Genomic DNA, 19,574 nt, shown 5'->3' on the forward strand with positions numbered 1-19,574 from the left:
TTAAGCTCCCACTCTCGGTAACCAAAGCTGGCTAAACGGATAGATCTGGTAAGAACGATTAAGACGCGTTTGTGCTGACTCCCAAACGCCATGGACGAAGAAAGTGATCATCGGTATGATCGCATTATCGAAGGGTTCAGCAGTGTTAGGGGACTCCTACCGGGAACTGATGCCGAAGAGACTGCCGACAGCGACCCGTCAAGCCGCGCCAGCCTCTCTCGCCGGTCGTACCTCGCCGGCGCCGGTATGGCGGCGGCCACGCTCGCCGGGTGCGCGGGGCGTCCCGGAGGGACCGTCGTCAAACCGGTAACGGTGTTCAGCTACGGCGGCGGTGCAGCGCTCCGGCAGACAGAGACTACGTTGGCGTCGATTACCGAATCCGAGCCGAACGACACCCGGCAGAACGCGACGCGCGTGCCGCTAGGCACCAGGGTCGACGGCTCTCTCGAACCGAGCGACGGCGACTGGTACGCTCTCGACGTATCGAGCGGACAGCAGATTGCCGTCACCTTCCAGCGGACCTCCCAGACGGGAGTGACCGCGGTCATCGCTTACGACCCCGACGGGACCTTCAGCAATCTTCGGTACGTCACCACAGATGAGGTGGTCACGTTCGAAATGACGGCCGAGACCAGCGGGACCCACCACGTTCAAGTCGTGGATACGCAGTCGAGCGACGCTGCGTATACGTTGTCACTCGAAACTGCGTCAGCGAGCGATTCGACCGACACGGATTCCGGAACCGAAACGCCGACCTCGCCGTCGGTCGAGGACGACTACGGTCAACAGGGGTACGGGGAATACGGCTACGGCGGAATCGAGGCCTGACCGACTGCGACGGACGGTCGAGTGGGGTAAACGGAGTCGGAGAGCGCGTCGAGAGAGACGAACTTTCGGCGTGCCACGTGTCGACTTCGGTCGGGCATCGAAGTGTTCGGACCGGCGCTCACGGCTTCGGCTCAGCGAACGGACGAGCCGGTGACTGAGAGGCCGGAACTATTCGCCAAGCTAGCATGGTCCGACTCGTCGCACGTTCAGCGACTGCGCCGTGAGGGACCGTGGCCGCCGTGCGATGAGCCACCGGGTGTCACTGCCGGACGGCGGTGGTGTCAGGGCCACGACTGTCGCTACCGGGCGAAGCGGATCGGCATGCCTCTCACATTACCCTTGAGGGCGGAGGCCCCCGATGTCTCTTACAGGTAACTGACACTGTGGGTCCGAACCGCGTCAGTTGGCCCTACTGATACGGCGAACACACCTTCGCTAGGCCCTCGGAAAACGAGGTCTGTGGCTCCCAGCCGGTCACACCTCTCAGCTTCGTTATATCTGCGTACGTGTCGTGAACGTAGACGGATTCGGGAATCGGATTCTCGACGTAGGTCGGGTCGATGTCAGTGCCGAGCTCCTCATTGAGCATGTCGACGAGCGTGTTGAAACTGTACGCCTCCTCGGTGCCGACGTTATAAATACCGCTCAACCGCTCTTGGCCGGCGGCCTCAAGCGCTCGCACCACATCGTCGACGTGCGTGAAATCTCGCGTCTGGGTACCGTCGCCGTACAGTTCGGGCCGCCGACCGTGTGCGATGTCGTCGGCGAACTGCGCGACCACGTTGGCGTACTCGCCTTTGTGCCCCTCGGCGCCGTCGTACCCCTGATACACTGAAAAGAAGCGCATCCCGGCCGTCGCCATGTCGTAGTGACTTGAAAAGTACTCTGCGTACTGCTCTCGCGCGAGTTTAGAGGCCTCGTATCCGGTGTTGACCGCGATATCCATCGACTCGGGAGATGGTTCGGTGCGGTCGCCGTATATCGATGAAGTCGACGCGTAGACGACGGTGTCACATCCGTCCCGACGGGCCTGCTCGGTGACGTTAACGAACCCCTCGACGTTTACGCGAGCACCTAACTGTGGATTCTCTTCGTGCATGGCGTACGAGGACAGCGCGGCGAGGTGATAGACGACATCGACGTCCGTTGGAAGGCCCTCATCGAGAACACTCCGATTGCGGTAGGTGACTTCCTCCGCGAGGTTCTCAGGAGTTCCGAGGTACTCGTCATCGATAGCGATCACATCGTTGTCCCGTGCCAGATGGTTAGCCGCGTTCGCTCCGATAAATCCGGCACCACCAGTCACCAAGACACGCTGATTCTTCATGTCGGCACAGTATCCGAGGTCCGAGAAAAGTAATCGGACCATATCGGGGACAGAACGGGCACAGCGACCGACGTTCCCGTTTGACACGACAACTCCGAGCCTCCAGAACAGGCCACCTCGGCTCCGTTGAGACTCTCTGTTTCAAATTTCAGTACAGTAACGCGTGGGGGGGCTCCGGCGAGTCTAAACCCGCTTGAGACGACAGGTGAGCATACGCGGGGAAGACACAAAACCCCCGTCTCGCCGGCGAGACGCTGACGTTCGATGTCGAAATCCTCGAGCTCAACTGAGAACCCGACCGATTCGGCGGTCGTGCAGGTCGGCGCTCGCGGCGTTTTCCGTATATACTTATCCTGCTGCTTGGCGTATCGCTTTCATGTATTCGCGTCGCACCCACCTCTTCGTCGTGGCGTTGCTTGTCGTCCTCGCGGGCTGTGCCGGCGGCGGTGGTGGCGTACCAAGCGCCGAGGACGCCGACTCCGCGGGCGGATCGGCCGGGACTGACGACGGTGCGACCGGCGACGAAGCGAGTGACAGCGACGCGTTCGAGTTGGGCGACCCCGAGCGCCTGCTCCGCGATGCGGGGAGTTTCACCGTCACGTGGTCGTACAGCGGTGTCGACGCGAGCGGGGCAGAGATCGAGGTCACCCGCGAGTTCTACGCCGACCTCGAGGCCGAGCGATCGTACACCCGTACTACGTCCGCAACCGACGGGCAGGCGGACGGCGGAAACATTGAGCAGTTCGTTGACGGTGGCGTGACGTACGTCCGCTTTGGTACCGGCGACGACGCGTTCGTGTCGTCTCAGGAGGGATCATCGGAGGTGCTTGGCACCGCCATCGCGCTCTCTCAGGCCCGCGCGTACGGCGCCGACGACGATCTGGTGTCCGCCGGGACCGAGACGTTCGACGGCGTGACGGTGGACCGATACGAGCTGTCGGCCACTGACGAAGCGCTGATCCGGGCCGGATCGGTCTCCGCGCAGGGCGAACCCGGCGACTTCGAGGTGACGAACTTCGAGTACGCCGTCTTGGTCGACGAAAACGGCCTTTCGCGCCACGAATCGTGGCAGTTCTCCGGGCGAGCGGACGACCAAGCGGTAACCGGCGCGTGGGAGTTCTCGCTCACCGGCGTCGGTTCGACCACGGTTGAGGTGCCCGACTGGGTAGACCAGGTAGAGACCTAGTCGGTCGACCTCGTCACTCCTTCAAGCGCAGCAGGAAAACGTATGGGTTGGGGCGGATACTCCGCGGACTACGCGGGGTTCCTTCTCTCCCGGTTTCGCCGGCGAGGCGTCTTCTGAAGGGGGTCTGTGACAACGATGACCACGGACAAAGACGATCTCGAACCCATCGAACCGGGGACCGCGCAGGAGCTGTTCCTGGATCACAAGGCGACCGACTGTACCGATTCGACCGTTCGGAACCACCGGTACCGACTGAACCCGTTCGTTCGGTGGTGCGGTGAGAAGGGTATCGATAACCTCAACGACCTCACGGGCCGGGACCTACAGCGCTATCGGCTCTGGCGGAAGGAGGACGGCGACCTGAGTAAACTCACGCTCCGCATGCAGATGTCCACGCTCCGCGTGCTCCTGAAGTGGGCCGGGTCGATCGAAGCGGTGCCGCAGAACCTGTACGACAAGGTGATGGTCCCGCGGGTCCGCCCGGAAGAGCGGCAGCGCGACGAGACTCTCGACGCCGACGACGCGCAGGAGATATTGGAGTACCTGTCGAAGTACGAGTACGCGTCGAAGGAGCACGCGGTGATGGCGCTGCTCTGGCAGACGGGAATCCGCGTCGGGTCCGCGCACTCGCTCGACGTGGACGACGTCTTCCTCGACGAGAACTACGTTCAGCTGATCCACCGACCCGACGAGGGGACGACTTTGAAGAACGGGAAGAGCGGTCAGCGCCCCGTCGCGCTCACGCCCGACGTCTCCGAAGTGCTCGCGGATTACATCCGGACTCATCGCAAAGACGTGACCGACGAGCACGGACGAGAGCCGCTGTTCACCACGGCGTACGGCAGGATGCACGGCAACACGATCCGGCGACTCACGTACCGCGTGACCGCCCCGTGCTACCGTGGCGTCGACTGCCCGGACTGCGAGGGGGACGAGTCGAAGTGCCCCGAGGCGGTCAGCCCGCACGCTATCCGTCGAGGGAGCATCACGCATTTCCTCACCAGCGACGTGCCCGTCGACGTCGTCAGCGACCGGATGAACGTGAGCCGGAAAGTCCTCGACCAGCACTACGACAAGCGGTCCGAGGAGGTGAAAATGGAACAGCGGCGCGGGTACTTAGACGACATCTGACGGTCGAACCGTCGTAGCGACCACCGCTGACATTTTTCATTGAAGACGCGGCGAGACTGCCGCATGTTCGACCCGCAGCGCGGATTCGTGGACCCGCTGCTCGCCTGGCACGAGCGGCACGGTCGTCACGACCTGCCGTGGCGAGAGCCCGACCGAACACCGTTCGAGATACTGCTCGCAGAGGTCCTGCTACAGCGGACGACCGCCGAGGCGGTCGCGGGTGCGTACCGACCGTTCGCAGCTCGGTATCCCACGCCGGGAACGATCGCGGCCGCCCCGACCGAGGAAATCGAGGCGCTCGTCGCACCGCTCGGGCTCGTGAAACGCGCCGCGTACCTCCGACGGTGCGCCTCCGAGATCCTCGCGTGGAATTCGGGCGACGTGCCGCGCGAGCACTCGGAGCTGGTGAACCTCCACGGGGTCGGCGAGTACACGGCTCGGTCGGTCTTGATACACGTTACAGGGCTCGGAATCGCAGCTGTCGACACGAACGTCAAGCGACTGCTGTCCCGGTTCTTCGGCGTGACGGCGGACCGGGACCGGATCGCCGTCCTCGCCGACGCGCTGGCTCCTTCGACCAGGAGTGGAGACTTCCAACACGCGATGCTCGACTTCGCGGCCGAGGTCTGTACCGCCGGCTCCCCCGCGTGTTCCTCCTGTCCGGTTCGAGAGCCCTGTGCGAGTTCTGAAGGGTAATTCACAATCGAAACGACAGCCCGAGACTTCTGCGCTCCGCGATTACCGTGCCCCTCCCGCGTGAGGGGAACCCGTCACCCGCTCAGGCGGGAACTATCCCGAGCAATCCGAAGTTCACCGCGAGCATCGTCACGAAGAGCGCATACCCGGCGACACCTTTCGCGGCGCGGCCCGGGCTCGGAGTCGTGACACCGCTCTCCCCGGACGACATCGCTTCGAGTTCCTTGTGAAGTCGACCGGCGGTCTGGGACCCGAGTGCCGTGGTGCCCGCGACCGCTGCCGTTCCCGGGCCGAAGACTGCCGTCGGACCGCCTCCGAAATCGTCTAGACTCTGCTGATCCGAGTCTTTCTCTTCCGGCGCTTCCGGTGTCTCGTCGGGTTCGTCTTCGGTGCCTGCCGCTCCGACATCTTCGTTGTCCGTCGCGTCGCCGGAGATCGGATCAGTACCTGAAGTCGCACCATCCGATTGGAGTCGCAGCAGCGCTTGCGGATCGATCATCCCGTCCTCGTCGATCAGGACATCGGGCATCTGGTCCACGTTCAGCGTCTCCTCCTGATCCCCGTAGCCGGGGAACAGCTTCTCGAACACCTTGAGCCGGTGTTTCCGCTTCCGCTCCTTGCTACGCGTGTCGTAGTGTTTGTTCAACACGGGGACCGAGACATCGACGCGGTCGGCAAGCAGTTCCTTCGATACGCCGCGGTCAATCTGCGACTCTATCGAGTACCGGCGAAGGGGATGCGGACTGTGACTCGAGGGGCACTCGCTCGCGTTCTCATTGAGATATGCACTACAAGTGTCGATCTCTCGGTCATGCGGGCAGTGATCTGCGTAAGTACACGGCCGGGTCAATTTATATAAGTCTCGACGAATTGTGTCCGTCGACGGTCGCCCGTTCTCTGTTGTGAACAACGGTTTCCGACCGAACCGATCGGTCACGTCTTTCCGAGGATTCTTCATGTAGTCACGGATGAGATCGGCCAGGCTGTTCGAAATATTAATATCCCGTTCCCCGTCGCTTTTGTTTTTCAATGGAGTTCCTTTCTCTCCTAGCTCCTCCGCCGGACGATGACGAAATCGAATTAGCGGTTCTTCGCCGTCGAGTTCAAGATCACCGATATCGATCGCTCGAACCGCTCCGACGCGACATCCGAGCTCCTCAATAATCTTGTACTCAACGTGGCGACGAGACGCGTATTCGTAGTTCTCAAGATACTCTTGCGCCGCTTTGACTTCTTCTTCTGTCGGTTTCTCGTAGTTTACGTCTTCATCGTCCGGGACGTTTGGCATCGGCGTTTTGTCCGGTGTACCGGGTGCTACAGCTTCAATCCGCACACAGTAAACGAGAAACCGCCGGAGAACTCCGAGAATACCGTTCAGACTCACGGTGTTGTTGTCGGTCGTCTCCTTACACCATTGTTTGTACCTGCTGAGTTGCCTACCGCGAACCACGTTCATATTGCGAATCGCTTGGTGTTCGCTCCATTCTACGAAGAGGTTAATCCCCTTCCGAATTGTTTTAAGCGTATCGAACGACGAATCTTCTCGCCGTTCTTTCAAGTAGTCATCCCGCGCTGTCCTCGGATCGATCGGATCTAACTTCTCGTCCGTCATTATCGAAGCAAACCTTGTTTTTTCTACCTATGTATAAGGGTAAGCCATAAACTGGTCACAACCACGTTTCTGACACCTCAAACAGCTACAGATGTGTTGTCATCGTCCTCGGGATTGAGATCACGCGTATTTCGCCCTTACAGGGTCGATTACATTTCGAGTAGACGCGGTGCGGCCGCCCTGAATGACTCCTCCAATAGTTGTACTAAGGGGAAGGGGGGGGGGGTGTCCCGAGTGTAAATGGTTAAAAATGGCTTTGAAGAGTGTATTGGTGGGGTGTACTACACACAGACAGTTGATCGGGGCGTGTCCCGAGTGTAAATAGTGACATATGATATTGGAGAATATTTGATCGAGATCTTCTGTAGAATAAAATTGGGAGGGGGGTGTCCCGAGTGTAAATGGTTAAAAATAGCTTTGAAGAGTATTTGAGAGGGGTGTACTACACACAGACAGAGGGTAGGGGCGTGTCCCGAGTGTAAACAGTTCCAAGCAGGCGACTCAAGCAAACTCTGGTGGGTCCATTTTGATCGATCTGGGCATACACCCAATCAATTGAGCTACCGAGAGACGGTTTTATTAGAATTTAGTCTATGAGTAAAATAGGCCACTAACACATCTCATGACCATCCTCTGGGTCCACTATTAAAATATATTTGTCATATAAACTACGTATAGTATTCAGACAAGAGAAAATGAAATATACAATTTTTCAAATCTATGTCAAATAAACAATACACTTGGGCGGGCAGATATACAACGATCTTTTGCACTTTTCTCAAATAGAGACGATACCCTGATTCTAACGGATCTTTGCATTTTTCTTAAAGTCATCATCAGAATACGGTGTGCGATTTTAACGAAGCCTTTCATTTCTCTCAAAGACAATTTTTGATGATCTAGTCACTAATCCGAGAAGTCTATTCTAGCACGATAAGTATTATATTTCATACCTTTTAGGATTGAGATAGAAATCCAACACGGTGTGCGATTTTAACGGACCTTTGTATTTCTCTTAAAGTCGCAATCGGAACACGGTGTGCGAATTTAACGAACCTTTGCATTTTTCTTAAAGACGTCTTTGGCTAGCGATTTCCCCTGACTTTACCAAGTTGTATTCGAGCACCTACCCGGCCAGTATTGGATCAAACTAACTCTCGATTATCCCCCGATTTTAACGGACCTTTGCATTTTTCTTAAACTCAGACGCTTGTTTTCGGGGAGTCTGAAAATCCTACCAAAACAGTGGCGCTGTTTCTAAGAGCTTTAGAAACAGCGCCAAGCAATCTAAACGCATAGATTATGTTTGGCGCTGTTGTTGTACCCCCCGATCTCGTCCGAAAGAGGGTACTGTTATAGAGGTGTTTGGGGGATTTACCCCTGGGCCTGTTGTCCGCTTGCTGCGGGACGGGCAGCACTGGTCATGCGCCTCAGTGGGGAGGCTTGGTAGCTCATACTATCGTAATTATGATGTATTCTAATTCGTTCTGAGAAGCAGGAGCGATAGTCCGGTCTATTCGGTACGATGAGTTTTCGTGTTTTCCGCTCACGCGGTCAGGTCTTGTGACTGGTTGCCCCAATCGAGTTTGTTTCGCCCGAAGTCATGGTCAACGGTAAACCGCCTAACTTCAGTTCCCGCTGTACCGTCCACCAAACGTTGCGAAGTGGTCAACGAGCTCCGCCTGCGCCGCCTCAAGTTCGTCGACCGATCCGACGTGCTTGTAGAAAACAGTGTTCGAGTCGAACGGATTACCCGCCGTTGAAAGCGACCAGTCACCCTCACGCGTCCGGTCAACAACCGCTTGGTCAACAGCTTCGTCAGCACCTTTGATCTTGTAGCCGAACGCTCGCAGCGCACCGTCGACGTCGGTTCGATCGTAGTCGGTCGGAGACATCCAATACAGGTGTACGTTCAGTCGCTGCCTGTGATTCGCCGGTGCCTTCGGTCCTTCCATCTCGTGATTGATGCGATGAATCGCAAGTGCTGACCCGGAGTTTTGATTGGTCTTCACGCTCATGTCCGTCTCCGGATCGAAGAGCGCGGGCTGTTCATCAACCATCTCCTGGTCGAACACGCGGAGGCGTGCCTCGATTTCGTCTTCGAACTGCGAAATCAGTTGGAGTGCCTTGAGGTAGCGATCCGAACGCAACCCCTCGGTCAGAAACTCGCCGGTCATAGGTCGAGTCTCGACCGGAGATATGTTAATTGTTCGTCGAGTGTGTCCGAGACAACGATCGGTCGCACCGTCTCAACGACACCTGATGAGTCGACCATCCGGTCGATCACAGGCTGCGATTGGAAGCCCGAGATGTGCTGTTCAACCGCCGCACAGAAGAGATACGCGTTGGCTGCCCAGTGATCATCAACTATGTCGCCTCGCTGTAGTACCGCTCGAACCGCTGTAGCGACGTCCTGCCAGTATAGTATGGTAATTGGTCCCGATTCGTCCCACACGATCTCACGCGTCCCGTCCGCGTGCTCATCGATACTTGGCGACACAACTGCGTTGAGACGACCACGCTGCCGCTTCGGTAACAGGAGGGCGTGGTTCCATCCTACGTTATCGTAATGCCGTTCGATGAGCCGCGCCGTCTCCGGAGTTTTCCGATAGTTCTCATCGCCGAGTTTCACTTCGATTGAGACCCCGTAGTCGGGATGCCGAACCAGAATATCTGCCCGGCGTCGCCCACCGTCTTGTTTCGGGAGTCGAGCCTCACGGAGTACTTCGTTCGGTGATTTCTCACTCGGAACGCCAAACAATTCTCTGACGAGCGCCGCAGATGGTTCAAGTAACTGCGCGAGCCACTGCGACCAGTCTAGTTCACCGCTCGGTTGTACTGGCCCCCGAAGCGCTCGCGTCCCTGTTATGTCGGCAGCCAACGGGTCCGTCTCAAAGGGAGCCGCGGATGTTGCCCACGACTCGTTGGATTGTTCAAGTAAATCAGCGATCTCGATTGCATTCTGGTGGCCCGCTTTACTGAAGGCATCCCACCACGTATCGAGTTCGGTCCACCACTCGGTCAATTGGTCTTGGTTCGTAACTTGTAGGGGTGGACTACAGAACAGCGTGGACTTTGCGTTCAATCCGGCTTGGGCCACTGAATCAATCGCTTCCCACTCCTGTCCCGGTTCCTGTAGCACTCTCTCCCGATCAGACCGCTGCGTCCCCGCACTGCTTCCGGAGCCGAGGTACGCGTCAAACCAGGGATCAAGACGTGCCCAGTCACTCGGCTCAACGTCGCTACTCACAAGCCGACAGACTCAACGAAATTATAAAACTGCTTGCCAGGGTCACCGGGGTATTTAGTCGACGTCTCGTGAGAGATTCGATATGCCCTCCACGGACACCACACGAGTAGCCCCCAGCCAACGGTGGGAGACGACCCTTCACGGCATTCGTCGGCTGCCGCACCGGACAGCCGCGTTCATCGTCACGATGCATCCTGCGGTCTGGGTCGGCCTTTTCGTCGCGCTCCCGCTCGCAGTCTTCGGGTCGACGACCGTCTTCGGTTCGCGGGCAGCCGTCGGGTACGTCATCGTCTGTGCGTGTCTGTGGTTGATGGTGTGGTTTTCGAGTGCGGGGCTCAAGACGAACCGCTACCGGCTCACTCCCGAGACTCGCACCCTGGTAATCGAACCCGAGTTCGACGACCCCGAAACCGAGCAGTTCGCGGCGGCGACCGGTGCTGACGAACAGACGATCGACCTCACCGAAGTAGAGTCCCTACAGTTGATTCCGCTCGGGCCAATCGTTGCCGCTCGGGTCCGCTACCGGTCGCTCACTCTCACGAAGCCAGAGGGGTTCCTCATCCCGCGTGGACAACTCCGCGAGATTGCCGCCAGCTTTCGATCGTGTGGCGTGTCGGTCCCCGAACTGGTCGCCGGCGACCCTCCGACACTACAGCGTCGACCGCTCCGTGCTGTAGCTCGGATCGCGGCGACGCCGATACTGATCGGCGTACTCCCGATTTACATCGTACAGGTTCGACTCGACATCGACGTGTGGCCGTTTCTGTTCGGGTTCATACTCGTCACTTGGGTCGTGATCGTTCGCCACCTCTCAGTTCGGTTCGGGATTCGTCCCGAAGGAAGTCGAGCACGCGACTGGCTCCTTCGGTGGGTGATCGACCTCTTCGTCGCGGCGCTGGGGTTAGTGGTCGCGCTCGGATTGCTCACTTTCGTCGAGTCGATGTGAGAGTGACTTGGCAACTGAGTCTTCCACCAAGCGCAGCAACCGTCTCGATGCTGAGTGTGAGTCCCAACCCGATTCCTGCTTCGTGGGTTGTTTCTACCGGTTCGAACACTGCCTCACAATCTCTTTTGGAGTGGTACTCGACCTGTAGCGACCTTCTTTACTGCGACCGACTGCCGACTCGGCCCCGATCGATCAGTTGTGGGCACGCCGATATCAAGAGCCGATTATAATACTTCAAAATATCATATTCTAACGTACAATTATCGCCACGGTGATTGAGCCGTACTTCGCTGACCCATCAGCCGTGAGGGAGCCAGGAAGTTCACGACAAACTCGTGAGCTGACTTGCAAGGGATTCGAGTTCGCCCACCTCATCGATGGTATTCACCCATCGGTCCGGAAGCTGTGACGCCCCGAACCGCGCACCTGCGACCGCACCCGCAATCGCGCCGATTGTGTCGGTATCACCGCCCCGATTGACCGCAGTCACGATCGCCTCCTCGGCACTCTCTGCGAATAGCCCATCGTGGAGTGCCGTCTGTAGCGAGTGGACGACGTATCCCGACGTCTCCAACGTGTCGAGTGAGTCGCCACGGGCGAGCGGTTGAAGCGCCGTCACGACCTCGCTAGGCGCGTCTGAACCGACCTCGTCGAGCGCGTCCTGTAAGGGCGTGTCCGCGTCGCCGAGGAGACCAGCCACCGTGAGGTTCAGCACCGCGCAGCCGTACGTACACCGCGGGTCAGCGTGCGTGATCTGTGAGGACTGTCGACTCACCTCCACGAGTCGTTCCCGGTCTGTCGCGTACGGAATGGCGAGCGGCGCGCATCGCATCACACTCCCGTTGCCCGCGTTCTGACCCTCCGGACTGCTCTCCCAGACGTGCTGGCCTGCTTCGTCCCACTCGTCACCGTGTTTCAGTCGGCTCAACGACCGCCTCGTCATCACCCCAATATCGAACGGCTCACTGTCATACCACGCGACGAACCGTTTGGCAATGTCTGCCGGATCGAACGCTTGTTGCTCAGCGAGGCTCCGTGCGATACACAGCGCTTGCTCGGTGTCGTCCGTGATCGTCCCAGCGGGCTGGTTCCACGTTCCGTGCCCAATCATCTCGTCGAGCTGCCCGTGCTCAGCCCGAATCCCGGACGCAGACACAAACTCGACCGGCCGGCCAAGCGCATCTCCACAGGCGATCCCACAGAGAACACCACGAGCTCGATCGATATCCATACGTCACACTACATGATCCTCGACGAAAAGTGTCGGGTGATGGGTACTGCTTCGGTTCTCTTCCCGTCTCGCAGTCGAAGGCTGGTAGATTCCGACTACAGCAGTCCCATTTCGGCGTCTGCGATCGCGTCAAATAGCTCTCTCAACAGAAGCTAGAATCGGAATTCAAATAGCCGAATGGTTGTAACACGGGATGTCCGAATGACAGAAGAAAGCAGTTCTACCCACGTGCCCAGCCAGCCCGTTGTTGTCCAAGAAGACACCCATCAGAACGAGATCCCGGAGAATATCGACTCAGAGCTGTATTCGGCAGATAGTCCCACTAATTCGTTCCACGAATTCACAATCGAACGTGGAGATGCGCTCGTTGAAGCACTTCGCAATAACGGCTACACAGTAGAGTTTAGAGACCGGTGAGATCCAATTCTGGCGCTGTTGAAACACGTCGAAACGGATAGGGTAGGCGTACGGTATTGAGAGATTGTATTCAACTTATAAATCGATAGATCAATTTCTACCGGCTGCCGGTCCGCTAGAGCCGTACCACGCGACACCTGTTCAGGCGACTGCTCCGAACCGCTGCTCAGTCCAAGTTCAGCCGAACGTCACCCATCTGCTTCCCGCGGGCAACGAGTGTGGTACCGTACTCAGTGCGTGTTTGGTCCCATGCCGCGAGCGCCTCGTTGATCGATCCGTGACTCGCAAGGGCCTCGGCGAGCGCGGTCGCATCACCAGCCGCCTTCGCAGTCCCGGCTGCCGTGTGCGGGCGGGCAACGAATGCACCATCTCCAAGCAGACATACTCGATCTGCAACCATCTCCGGGACCGTCAGGTCATAGATCGCCTGTACGAAGAGGTCTGGTGTCTCGCTGACGAGTGTCTCGAACACGGGCGGGAGCGTCGTTGCGCGATCGCGCTGTCGGTGACGAACCGATTCGCGCAGCTGACCCGGTGAGACGGAGAACCGTTGTTGAGCACCGCTCGTGCCCGTGAATATCGCACCCCGGTCCCGCCCGTCGAGCGTATCGTACCACACCCAGTTGAGCCGACGCGAGCCCGACTCAGTCTCGCCGTCCGAGCCCGGAATGAAATACGCGAGAATGAGCTGATCGGCCCCCTGGTAGAACGTGAATGTCTCGTCGAACGCCTCGACACACGCAGCCGGGAGGGACGCTTCGTCGACGACGCCACGCCACGCGACGTAGGATGCGAACTCTGGTTCCACGTCGGGATGTAGTTGCGCGCGTGTCGCCGACTGACCACCCTCGGCGGCGACGACCACGTCCGTCGTCCGTTCCGTCCCGTCATCGGTCGTGACGGTCGCCGTCTCGGGCGTCACGCTCGTGACTTCTGTCCCGGTCCGGTACCGCTCGTCGGGGAAGGCGTCGCGGAGCTGTCGATAGAGCGCGTCCCACGACGTGAACACCATCGTTTCGGACACGGCGCGTTCGACGTCCCCTCTCTCCGTGAGAAACCGGCGCTCATGAGACCGGGTCGTGATATCGTCCGGGTCAACGATGTCGTAGTTGCTGAGAAACTGACGGATATTCTGTTGCGCGACGATACCGCCGCCACGGCTTTTCAGTGCCCCTGCTGACCGCTCATAGATCGTCGGCTGATGACCTGACCGCTCAAGCGCAATACCGGTAAAGAGTCCTCCCATCGATCCGCCGGAGATGAGTACATCGAGTCCGGAAACAGGCTGATGGGGCTGGTCGTTGGACACACTAGTCCATTACTGCGTGACAGGTGAAAGCCTACGGATCCATCAACACCGTATGGCTTCTCGCAACGATCGCTGCTTCCCTTCGGGGACATGGTACCGCCGGTGCGAGCGCGTCTCGATTACGCAGCGCCCTCGTAGTCGTTGCCGCCGGAAATCCCGCGTTCTCTACTTGACTGGCCTCTGTCGACGGCGCTGTCCATCGTCACCAAATCAGTGGTGTCTATACAGTCCCGCGGTCGGGTGTCGGAAGTTCCTCGTCAATGCCAACATCATGCCCAGCGGCGTACCCGTTCAGCTTGGCAGCGATCGGTGATTCACGCAACTCCTCGTCGCCGTATCCCGCCGCCTCAAACGCGTCCATGAGCGAGGAGACGGACCGGAGCTTGTACTTCTGGTGATAGTCCTCAGCGGGGTAGAAGCGCGAGAGCTGTTCGATGCGTGTTCCGATCCCATCGGCAGTGAGTCCCTTTGTAGTGAGAAACTCATCAAGGACTGCTCGTTGGGCTTCTGTCCCAGTAAACACGATGTTCTGATACTGTGTTTTTCTGGTCTGGTGCTGTGGGTTGTGCGACTCGAACACCCGATTCAGAAGGTCTCGATACGCTACCGTGTCGGGATCGAACTCAACTTGGACCACTTCCGTGTGGTCGCCTAACGCGTGATACGTCGGATCGTGCTTTGTACCGCCGGCGTAGCCGACCCGGGTGCGAACGACGCCGTCCATCGCACCGAACTGGGCATCTGGCCCCAGAAACAGCCGATCCCGAACGTCGCCGTGGCAGTCTCCGCACTATCCATCGCACGGCGGTCGTACTCGCGTATCTGTGTTTGTGTAAGCGTCATTGGAGTCACCAGCCTCGAGAGTCGCCGGAGCGCGGGTCGTGGATCCCACCGCATCTACCACCAGTTAGGCTCGCAGCCGTATATGCTGAGCGTCGGAATTTGTGCGCAGTCGGCAGCGAAAAGACACTCTCGGCGTCGTGAGTTGCTGTGGAGTGCGGTCGACGGTTCGGGTCATCGAATACACGACCTACTGAGTTTGCCCATCTCCTAATTGTACTAAGTTAGCTCGCGGCCGATCTGGTGAGATACGGGAAGGAAGCAGCGACGATTGACCAACCCGCGTGCGGGTGGCCGTTAGGGCGCTGCCGCGCCGATGTCCCCGTTAGATTTCGCAAAGGGAATGTCAATTTCGAGGCCGTCGTAGGTCAGTTTCGGTTTCTTCGCCTGACCTGCTCCGCCACCTTCGAACTCGATAACACCGATATCGTCGAGTTCAGAGAGGTTTCGGTGAACCTGTTTGTAGTCCCGGTCCACCAGTTCGGCAGCTTCGCGGATACTTTCGGGTTCGTGTTCGGATATTGCCTCTAACAACTCCAAGTTCTTCGGACTGAGGAGTCGGCTGAGTTCAGCGTACGAGCCGAAGTTCAATACCGGCTGGGCGTCGTCAAGGTCCTCACCCTCCTGAGCGGCCTTGATGCGACTGCGCGTGCGCTGATCGAGGCGGTCGCGTTCGCCGACGGTGACTTTGAGTGTGGGCATGGTATGTCTCTCCCGGAGGCGTCCTACTCTGACCAGTCCCACGAAACGGGAGTCATTTCTTCAACGTCACGCTTGAAGCGGTCGTAGAGCGTCAGCATTCCGGGGAATTGAATGATTTCGACATCGTCCCCGATGTGACGCTCGTGACCTTTCGTCCGTTCGTGAGCGTTGTCGTAGCGGAGGATGGTGTCGCCACCGACTTCCCCGAGGTGTAGACCGTAGTCCCACGCGCTCGGGTACTTTTCAGCCTCCGTCTGCCGGATGGTCACACTGACAACGTAGCCGCCTTCGACATCCTTCCAATCTTCGATGGTGGTGTAGGACGCCATCCGCCATCCTATGTTATCACCTCCATACGCATAAGCCTATGGACCCCACAACATAGGACAGGATCGGCTCAGATAGGTCCGGGTGGCTCTGTTGAGCCCTGAAAAGGTGATCTGTTTTGCCCCGATCAGGTCAATACAGAGGACGCACGGATTGTTTTGTGTAGTTGTTTCACCGACAATTCTTAGTTGCGGGATATGCTATTAGCCCACATGTTCGATCTGTTCGGCGGCGACGATGACCATGATGATCGTGTAGAGTCCCAGGCAGACTTGTTCAGAGATCTCGGCTATTCAGATATTCGAGCCGATCACACATCAGAATACCCGGACCCAAAGAAACGAAACGGCCGGATCCCCGATGTGACCGCTGATAATCCGTTTGGGCGTGACCCTGTAGTTGAAATCGATACTGGGAAAGATACCTCAAAAAGAGACCAGCGTCAACTTAATGATCTCTCATCAGGACTTGATCCGAATGAGACTCTGATTCAGGTTGACGAAGATGATCGGCTTGTTGACGGCTGGTAAGACCATCTGAATACTCGCGCGATTAGCAGTCTTTAGCCACCGGCTGTTTCAGCATATTGTATATCTGAAGAATAAATTTCAACAGAGCCGCTCACTCATATTGTTGGATTCCGTGACGAACCGCTGTATATGCCGCGTGGAGCGCGTCGAATAGGGTGAGATCGTGTTATCATCTCCACACACTTCGGTGACTCGAAAACACCGGAACTCGGTCAACCCTGGTCAGGAATCGTCATCAGACGGTGGTCGTTTTGACAGTCGATCGAACCGATCTTGCGCTGCCGAGGATCGTTCTGTTGTCTCTTCAGGCTCGTACACTGCTTCCTCAATGTCTCCATCACGAAGCGTTACTGTGAGGATTGCGTCGGCGTGCTGCGCATCTGTAGGGAACTGTGCCGCGTCGATCACAGCGTTCCCAACCTCGTCGCCATCGCGTTCGAAAAACACGGTCGCGTAGCCGTCTTCGATATTGTCGATAACAGCCGTGTACGTGCCGTCAGGTAGCTCAACTGGCGACATTAGTATTGCTCCTCCACGACACGCTCACCATCATCTGTTGTGACTATCACTGTATCGCCATTATTGTTCCATATTGGAGAGCCCGACCCCCAGTACAGTTCGGTTTCCGTATTGGTCCCGCTCCCAGTACGAAGCGTTAGGGTTGCTTCTGAGCCGATCGTGACGCCATCAGGGATCGTGTAGGTGTGCCCAGCGTCATCAGCGACGGTCCATCCGGAGACATCAAGCGGGTCGTCTCCCGTGTTCTCGAAGACGATGTACTCGTCATTGAGGTTCTCTCGATCATCGCCTTCTGCATCGGCGTTGATTTCTGCGACTGCGAGCGTCGCGTTCTCGGTCGTCGTCTCGTCATCATCGTCTTCTGTAGAATCATCACTCCCGCCCGAATCAATCGCACCAGTCCCAGCTCCGCCAAGCCGGTCGCGTTCAGTCACTGTGCCGGTCGTCCCTGGTTCGACAGCATCCCCATCACGAAGCGCACCGGGGTCTGTCGGGGCAGCCGCCTGAGTTTGAACGGAGACTGCGCTCCCGTCGCTCACAAGCACAATGTCACCGTGGGTCGCGGTCCAATACGTAGAGATCGACCGATCCGACAACCGCTGTAGCACCTCATCGTTCGGGTGATCGTACTGCGAATCATACGCGCTTGACACCACGACTGCTTCCGGCTGTACCGCATCAAGGAACGCTTCACTCGATGAGCTCGCAGAGCCGTGATGTCCGGCTTTCAGCACCGTGGATTGTAACTGCTCACCGTACCTCTCAACCAGGTATGCTTCCTGGTCGTCTTCGGCATCACCAGACAACAGGAAGCTTGTCTCTCCGTATGTGAGCTTCAACACGATGCTGTTCTCATTGCGCGCTTCATTCTCTAGATACGGCTCCGGTGGCCCTAACACATCAACGGTGACCGCACCGAACGCAAGCGAGTCACCTTCTCGCGTCTCGTACAGCGTCACATCGTGCTCCTCGATCGCATCAAGGTACTCGCCGTACGTTTGTGTGCTCGCGGCAATTCCGGGATCGTACACCGCGCCGACCCCATCAGCCTCCGTCTCGTAGTAGTCGATGATCGCTGCGTTCCCACCAATGTGGTCAGCATCGTTGTGTGACGTGACGAGATGGTCGATCCGCGTGATGTCGTGGCGTTGTAGATAGTCGATGACGTACTCGCCGTCATCGTTGTAGTGTCCGGTATCAACGAGCATCGTCTCCCCATCCGGCTCGATAATGAGCGTGCTCACTGATTGCCCGACATTGATATAGTGGACTTCGACGGTCCCGTTTGTCGTCGCTACAGATTCTGTGTTATTCTCTGGTGTAGACTCTCCCGGTGTCGAATCACCAGGAGCCGCACCCGCACAACCAGCGAGCACGACCATTACCCCGACGACAACCAACAGCACCCCGCGTCTCATACACACCAGTCTGCCGGAAGCGTGTTGAGCGTTCGGGTGGCGTACTCATCGTCGAATCAACCCGCACAGTCTGTGGAGCTCTAGTTTCGGTCACCTAGTTCCCTTCTGCCCCAGATGACTCCAAGCGTCACCACCATCCCAGTCGTGAATCCTGTGCCGTGCGCAACGACGTTCACGAAGCGACGGCTCGCATCGAGTTCAACTTGGAATAACACAGCAATCAGGGCCACCACGACAACCCACCCGACACCCACACGCACCCCCGCATCACGATCGTGCGCCCAGGCACGTCGCAGCCGTTGAATCAGAGCGCTGTGATGCGCCCCAATTCCGAACAGAGTTACACTCGTCACCCCAAGGGCGATTCCTGCGATTTCCGGCAGCACATCGGATGTGACCGATAGCACGGAGAGTGTCGCAACTGTCACTGTCCCTGACGCGGCCACGCCAGCCGCATACCCGTACCACGCCGTCACTGATCCAAGCAGTACCACGTACAACATCCCACCGAACGCACTCACCACCCCAGAAAATCCGCTTGCTGTCGTTATTTCCGCAACGACTTCCCACTGAAGCAGAAGGACCCAGTAATCAACGAGCTTCGTCACTGGCGGCGCAACCACAACGCACCCAGCGGTAGCGAGCCAAAACGTGCGTCGACGTCCTCGCTTGGCGAGTAGTCCGTATATCGAACCGACCACAACAGTGTACCACGCAACGTTCGACACGAGATGCCCCAAACTGTCGTGGACCGCTGCCGCTGTCCATGCTGACACCAGCGACGGCTCCCCATACGTGAACACAAGCTCTGTCCGGAGTGACTCTGGGAACACCAGATGGATCGCAACAAGGAGACCACCCACCCCAGCCAATATCGTCGCCTCTACCGACTGTTTGAGTGTAGATACAGGTGGGACTCCACTCATTGTCGTGGCGTAGCCAGGTCAGATAGAAAAATATCAAGAAGTCTGTGATCGCGGCGATATAACATTAGACTCTGTCAAAATGCTCTGCTGAACTCCCTGACAGATGACATATTCTAACTCGGTTACGGTCAATACAGGGGCCTCACGACTCGTTCAGTACAGACAACGCGCTTACCAATTCCTATGAATGGCGAACGCGCCGATACAGCAGGACAAAGAGTCCCGAGGTTACTGCGCCAGCGTCCGTTGCGAGCCCAATCCATGGCTCTCAAAGCAGGTAACCGAGGGCAGCGGCAGCCACCACCTCGTACTACCACGTCTAAACAATGACCTATTTTGTGGACAGTCGAGCCAGCATCTGGGAGACATTTATTCGTGC

At 57.9% G+C, this 19,574-nt stretch carries 18 protein-coding genes and 1 pseudogene; 7 read left to right on the plus strand and 12 right to left on the minus strand.

Translation table 11 applies throughout. From position 1 onward, the window contains the following. Positions 1-90 precede the first annotated feature (90 nt). Complete coding sequence (locus tag ACZ5KW_RS08885) at positions 91-828, plus strand: hypothetical protein (RefSeq protein WP_343780498.1); 738 nt, start codon at positions 91-93, stop codon at positions 826-828. A gap of 409 nt (positions 829-1,237) precedes the next feature. Here ACZ5KW_RS08885 and ACZ5KW_RS08890 read toward each other — a convergent pair whose 3' ends face one another. Further along, the gene (locus tag ACZ5KW_RS08890) at positions 1,238-2,155 is read right to left on the minus strand and encodes an NAD-dependent epimerase/dehydratase family protein (RefSeq protein ID WP_343780499.1); all 918 of its coding nucleotides are present in this window, start codon (positions 2,153-2,155) and stop codon (positions 1,238-1,240) included. Positions 2,156-2,531: 376 nt separating this feature from the next. Here ACZ5KW_RS08890 and ACZ5KW_RS08895 point away from each other — a divergent pair, with 376 nt between their 5' ends. The 3 genes from ACZ5KW_RS08895 (at position 2,532) to ACZ5KW_RS08905 (ending at position 5,168) form a co-directional block, all read left to right on the plus strand. Beyond that, positions 2,532-3,341, plus strand: a complete 810-nt coding sequence (locus ACZ5KW_RS08895) for a DUF7537 family lipoprotein (RefSeq protein ID WP_343780500.1) — start codon at positions 2,532-2,534, stop codon at positions 3,339-3,341. A gap of 135 nt (positions 3,342-3,476) precedes the next feature. After that, complete coding sequence (locus ACZ5KW_RS08900; protein WP_343780501.1) at positions 3,477-4,472, plus strand: tyrosine-type recombinase/integrase; 996 nt, start codon at positions 3,477-3,479, stop codon at positions 4,470-4,472. Between the two features lie 63 nt (positions 4,473-4,535). Continuing rightward, positions 4,536-5,168, plus strand: a complete 633-nt coding sequence (locus ACZ5KW_RS08905) for an HhH-GPD family protein (RefSeq protein ID WP_343780502.1) — start codon at positions 4,536-4,538, stop codon at positions 5,166-5,168. A gap of 82 nt (positions 5,169-5,250) precedes the next feature. Here ACZ5KW_RS08905 and ACZ5KW_RS08910 read toward each other — a convergent pair whose 3' ends face one another. The 3 genes from ACZ5KW_RS08910 to ACZ5KW_RS08920 form a co-directional block, all read right to left on the minus strand. Beyond that, complete coding sequence (locus ACZ5KW_RS08910; protein WP_343780503.1) at positions 5,251-6,780, minus strand: tyrosine-type recombinase/integrase; 1,530 nt, start codon at positions 6,778-6,780, stop codon at positions 5,251-5,253. Between the two features lie 1,628 nt (positions 6,781-8,408). Beyond that, positions 8,409-8,957 (minus strand): hypothetical protein, encoded by a 549-nt coding sequence (locus tag ACZ5KW_RS08915; RefSeq protein ID WP_343780504.1) that lies wholly within the window; start codon positions 8,955-8,957, stop codon positions 8,409-8,411. Then, complete coding sequence (locus tag ACZ5KW_RS08920; protein WP_343780505.1) at positions 8,954-10,030, minus strand: hypothetical protein; 1,077 nt, start codon at positions 10,028-10,030, stop codon at positions 8,954-8,956. The genes ACZ5KW_RS08915 and ACZ5KW_RS08920 overlap by 4 nt, the downstream gene beginning before the upstream one ends. Before the next feature lie 82 nt (positions 10,031-10,112). Here ACZ5KW_RS08920 and ACZ5KW_RS08925 point away from each other — a divergent pair, with 82 nt between their 5' ends. Beyond that, the gene (locus tag ACZ5KW_RS08925) at positions 10,113-10,976 is read left to right on the plus strand and encodes a hypothetical protein (RefSeq protein ID WP_343780506.1); all 864 of its coding nucleotides are present in this window, start codon (positions 10,113-10,115) and stop codon (positions 10,974-10,976) included. Positions 10,977-11,298: 322 nt separating this feature from the next. Here the strand turns inward: ACZ5KW_RS08925 and ACZ5KW_RS08930 are convergent, their stop codons facing one another. Further along, a complete protein-coding gene (locus tag ACZ5KW_RS08930) occupies positions 11,299-12,207 on the minus strand; it encodes an ADP-ribosylglycohydrolase family protein (protein WP_343780507.1) in 909 nt (302 codons plus the stop codon). Positions 12,208-12,408: 201 nt separating this feature from the next. On the opposite strand from ACZ5KW_RS08930, the gene ACZ5KW_RS08935 reads away from it, so the two are divergent. Beyond that, a complete protein-coding gene (locus tag ACZ5KW_RS08935) occupies positions 12,409-12,624 on the plus strand; it encodes a hypothetical protein (RefSeq protein ID WP_343780508.1) in 216 nt (71 codons plus the stop codon). A 166-nt stretch (positions 12,625-12,790) separates the two neighbouring features. Here ACZ5KW_RS08935 and ACZ5KW_RS08940 read toward each other — a convergent pair whose 3' ends face one another. From ACZ5KW_RS08940 to ACZ5KW_RS08955, 4 genes and pseudogenes are all read right to left on the minus strand, one after another. Further along, positions 12,791-13,933, minus strand: coding sequence for an FAD binding domain-containing protein (locus tag ACZ5KW_RS08940; protein WP_343780509.1), 1,143 nt, complete (start codon positions 13,931-13,933; stop codon positions 12,791-12,793). Positions 13,934-14,153: 220 nt separating this feature from the next. Then, positions 14,154-14,776: pseudogene (locus ACZ5KW_RS08945) on the minus strand (peptide-methionine (S)-S-oxide reductase MsrA). A gap of 294 nt (positions 14,777-15,070) precedes the next feature. After that, a complete protein-coding gene (locus tag ACZ5KW_RS08950; RefSeq protein ID WP_343780510.1) occupies positions 15,071-15,475 on the minus strand; it encodes an HVO_A0114 family putative DNA-binding protein in 405 nt (134 codons plus the stop codon). A gap of 23 nt (positions 15,476-15,498) precedes the next feature. Next, complete coding sequence (locus ACZ5KW_RS08955) at positions 15,499-15,804, minus strand: toxin-antitoxin system TumE family protein (RefSeq protein ID WP_343780511.1); 306 nt, start codon at positions 15,802-15,804, stop codon at positions 15,499-15,501. A gap of 210 nt (positions 15,805-16,014) precedes the next feature. Between ACZ5KW_RS08955 and ACZ5KW_RS08960 the strand changes: the two genes are divergently transcribed. Further along, positions 16,015-16,332, plus strand: a complete 318-nt coding sequence (locus ACZ5KW_RS08960; RefSeq protein ID WP_149799343.1) for a hypothetical protein — start codon at positions 16,015-16,017, stop codon at positions 16,330-16,332. A 222-nt stretch (positions 16,333-16,554) separates the two neighbouring features. Here ACZ5KW_RS08960 and ACZ5KW_RS08965 read toward each other — a convergent pair whose 3' ends face one another. The 3 genes from ACZ5KW_RS08965 to ACZ5KW_RS08975 form a co-directional block, all read right to left on the minus strand. Next, a complete protein-coding gene (locus ACZ5KW_RS08965; protein ID WP_343780512.1) occupies positions 16,555-16,851 on the minus strand; it encodes a DUF3006 domain-containing protein in 297 nt (98 codons plus the stop codon). Next, complete coding sequence (locus ACZ5KW_RS08970) at positions 16,851-18,269, minus strand: lamin tail domain-containing protein (RefSeq protein ID WP_343780513.1); 1,419 nt, start codon at positions 18,267-18,269, stop codon at positions 16,851-16,853. The genes ACZ5KW_RS08965 and ACZ5KW_RS08970 overlap by 1 nt, the downstream gene beginning before the upstream one ends. A gap of 80 nt (positions 18,270-18,349) precedes the next feature. After that, positions 18,350-19,195, minus strand: a complete 846-nt coding sequence (locus tag ACZ5KW_RS08975; protein ID WP_343780514.1) for a hypothetical protein — start codon at positions 19,193-19,195, stop codon at positions 18,350-18,352. Between the last annotated feature and the right edge of the window lie 379 nt (positions 19,196-19,574).

It is taken from the genome of Halorubrum ejinorense, assembly GCF_055389685.1.

Bases quoted from the DNA above. Each gene is read 5' to 3' on its own strand.
- ACZ5KW_RS08890 (WP_343780499.1), bottom strand. From the start codon at position 2,155: ATGAAGAATCAGCGTGTCTTGGTGACTGGTGGTGCCGGATTTATCGGA.
- ACZ5KW_RS08895 (WP_343780500.1), top strand. From the start codon at position 2,532: ATGTATTCGCGTCGCACCCACCTCTTCGTCGTGGCGTTGCTTGTCGTC.
- ACZ5KW_RS08905 (WP_343780502.1), top strand. From the start codon at position 4,536: ATGTTCGACCCGCAGCGCGGATTCGTGGACCCGCTGCTCGCCTGGCAC.
- ACZ5KW_RS08935 (WP_343780508.1), top strand. From the start codon at position 12,409: ATGACAGAAGAAAGCAGTTCTACCCACGTGCCCAGCCAGCCCGTTGTT.
- ACZ5KW_RS08965 (WP_343780512.1), bottom strand. From the start codon at position 16,851: ATGTCGCCAGTTGAGCTACCTGACGGCACGTACACGGCTGTTATCGAC.
- ACZ5KW_RS08925 (WP_343780506.1), top strand. From the start codon at position 10,113: ATGCCCTCCACGGACACCACACGAGTAGCCCCCAGCCAACGGTGGGAG.
- ACZ5KW_RS08960 (WP_149799343.1), top strand. From the start codon at position 16,015: ATGTTCGATCTGTTCGGCGGCGACGATGACCATGATGATCGTGTAGAG.
- ACZ5KW_RS08900 (WP_343780501.1), top strand. From the start codon at position 3,477: ATGACCACGGACAAAGACGATCTCGAACCCATCGAACCGGGGACCGCG.
- ACZ5KW_RS08950 (WP_343780510.1), bottom strand. From the start codon at position 15,475: ATGCCCACACTCAAAGTCACCGTCGGCGAACGCGACCGCCTCGATCAG.
- ACZ5KW_RS08975 (WP_343780514.1), bottom strand. From the start codon at position 19,195: ATGAGTGGAGTCCCACCTGTATCTACACTCAAACAGTCGGTAGAGGCG.
- ACZ5KW_RS08915 (WP_343780504.1), bottom strand. From the start codon at position 8,957: ATGACCGGCGAGTTTCTGACCGAGGGGTTGCGTTCGGATCGCTACCTC.
- ACZ5KW_RS08955 (WP_343780511.1), bottom strand. From the start codon at position 15,804: ATGGCGTCCTACACCACCATCGAAGATTGGAAGGATGTCGAAGGCGGC.
- ACZ5KW_RS08970 (WP_343780513.1), bottom strand. From the start codon at position 18,269: ATGAGACGCGGGGTGCTGTTGGTTGTCGTCGGGGTAATGGTCGTGCTC.
- ACZ5KW_RS08910 (WP_343780503.1), bottom strand. From the start codon at position 6,780: ATGACGGACGAGAAGTTAGATCCGATCGATCCGAGGACAGCGCGGGAT.
- ACZ5KW_RS08930 (WP_343780507.1), bottom strand. From the start codon at position 12,207: ATGGATATCGATCGAGCTCGTGGTGTTCTCTGTGGGATCGCCTGTGGA.
- ACZ5KW_RS08885 (WP_343780498.1), top strand. From the start codon at position 91: ATGGACGAAGAAAGTGATCATCGGTATGATCGCATTATCGAAGGGTTC.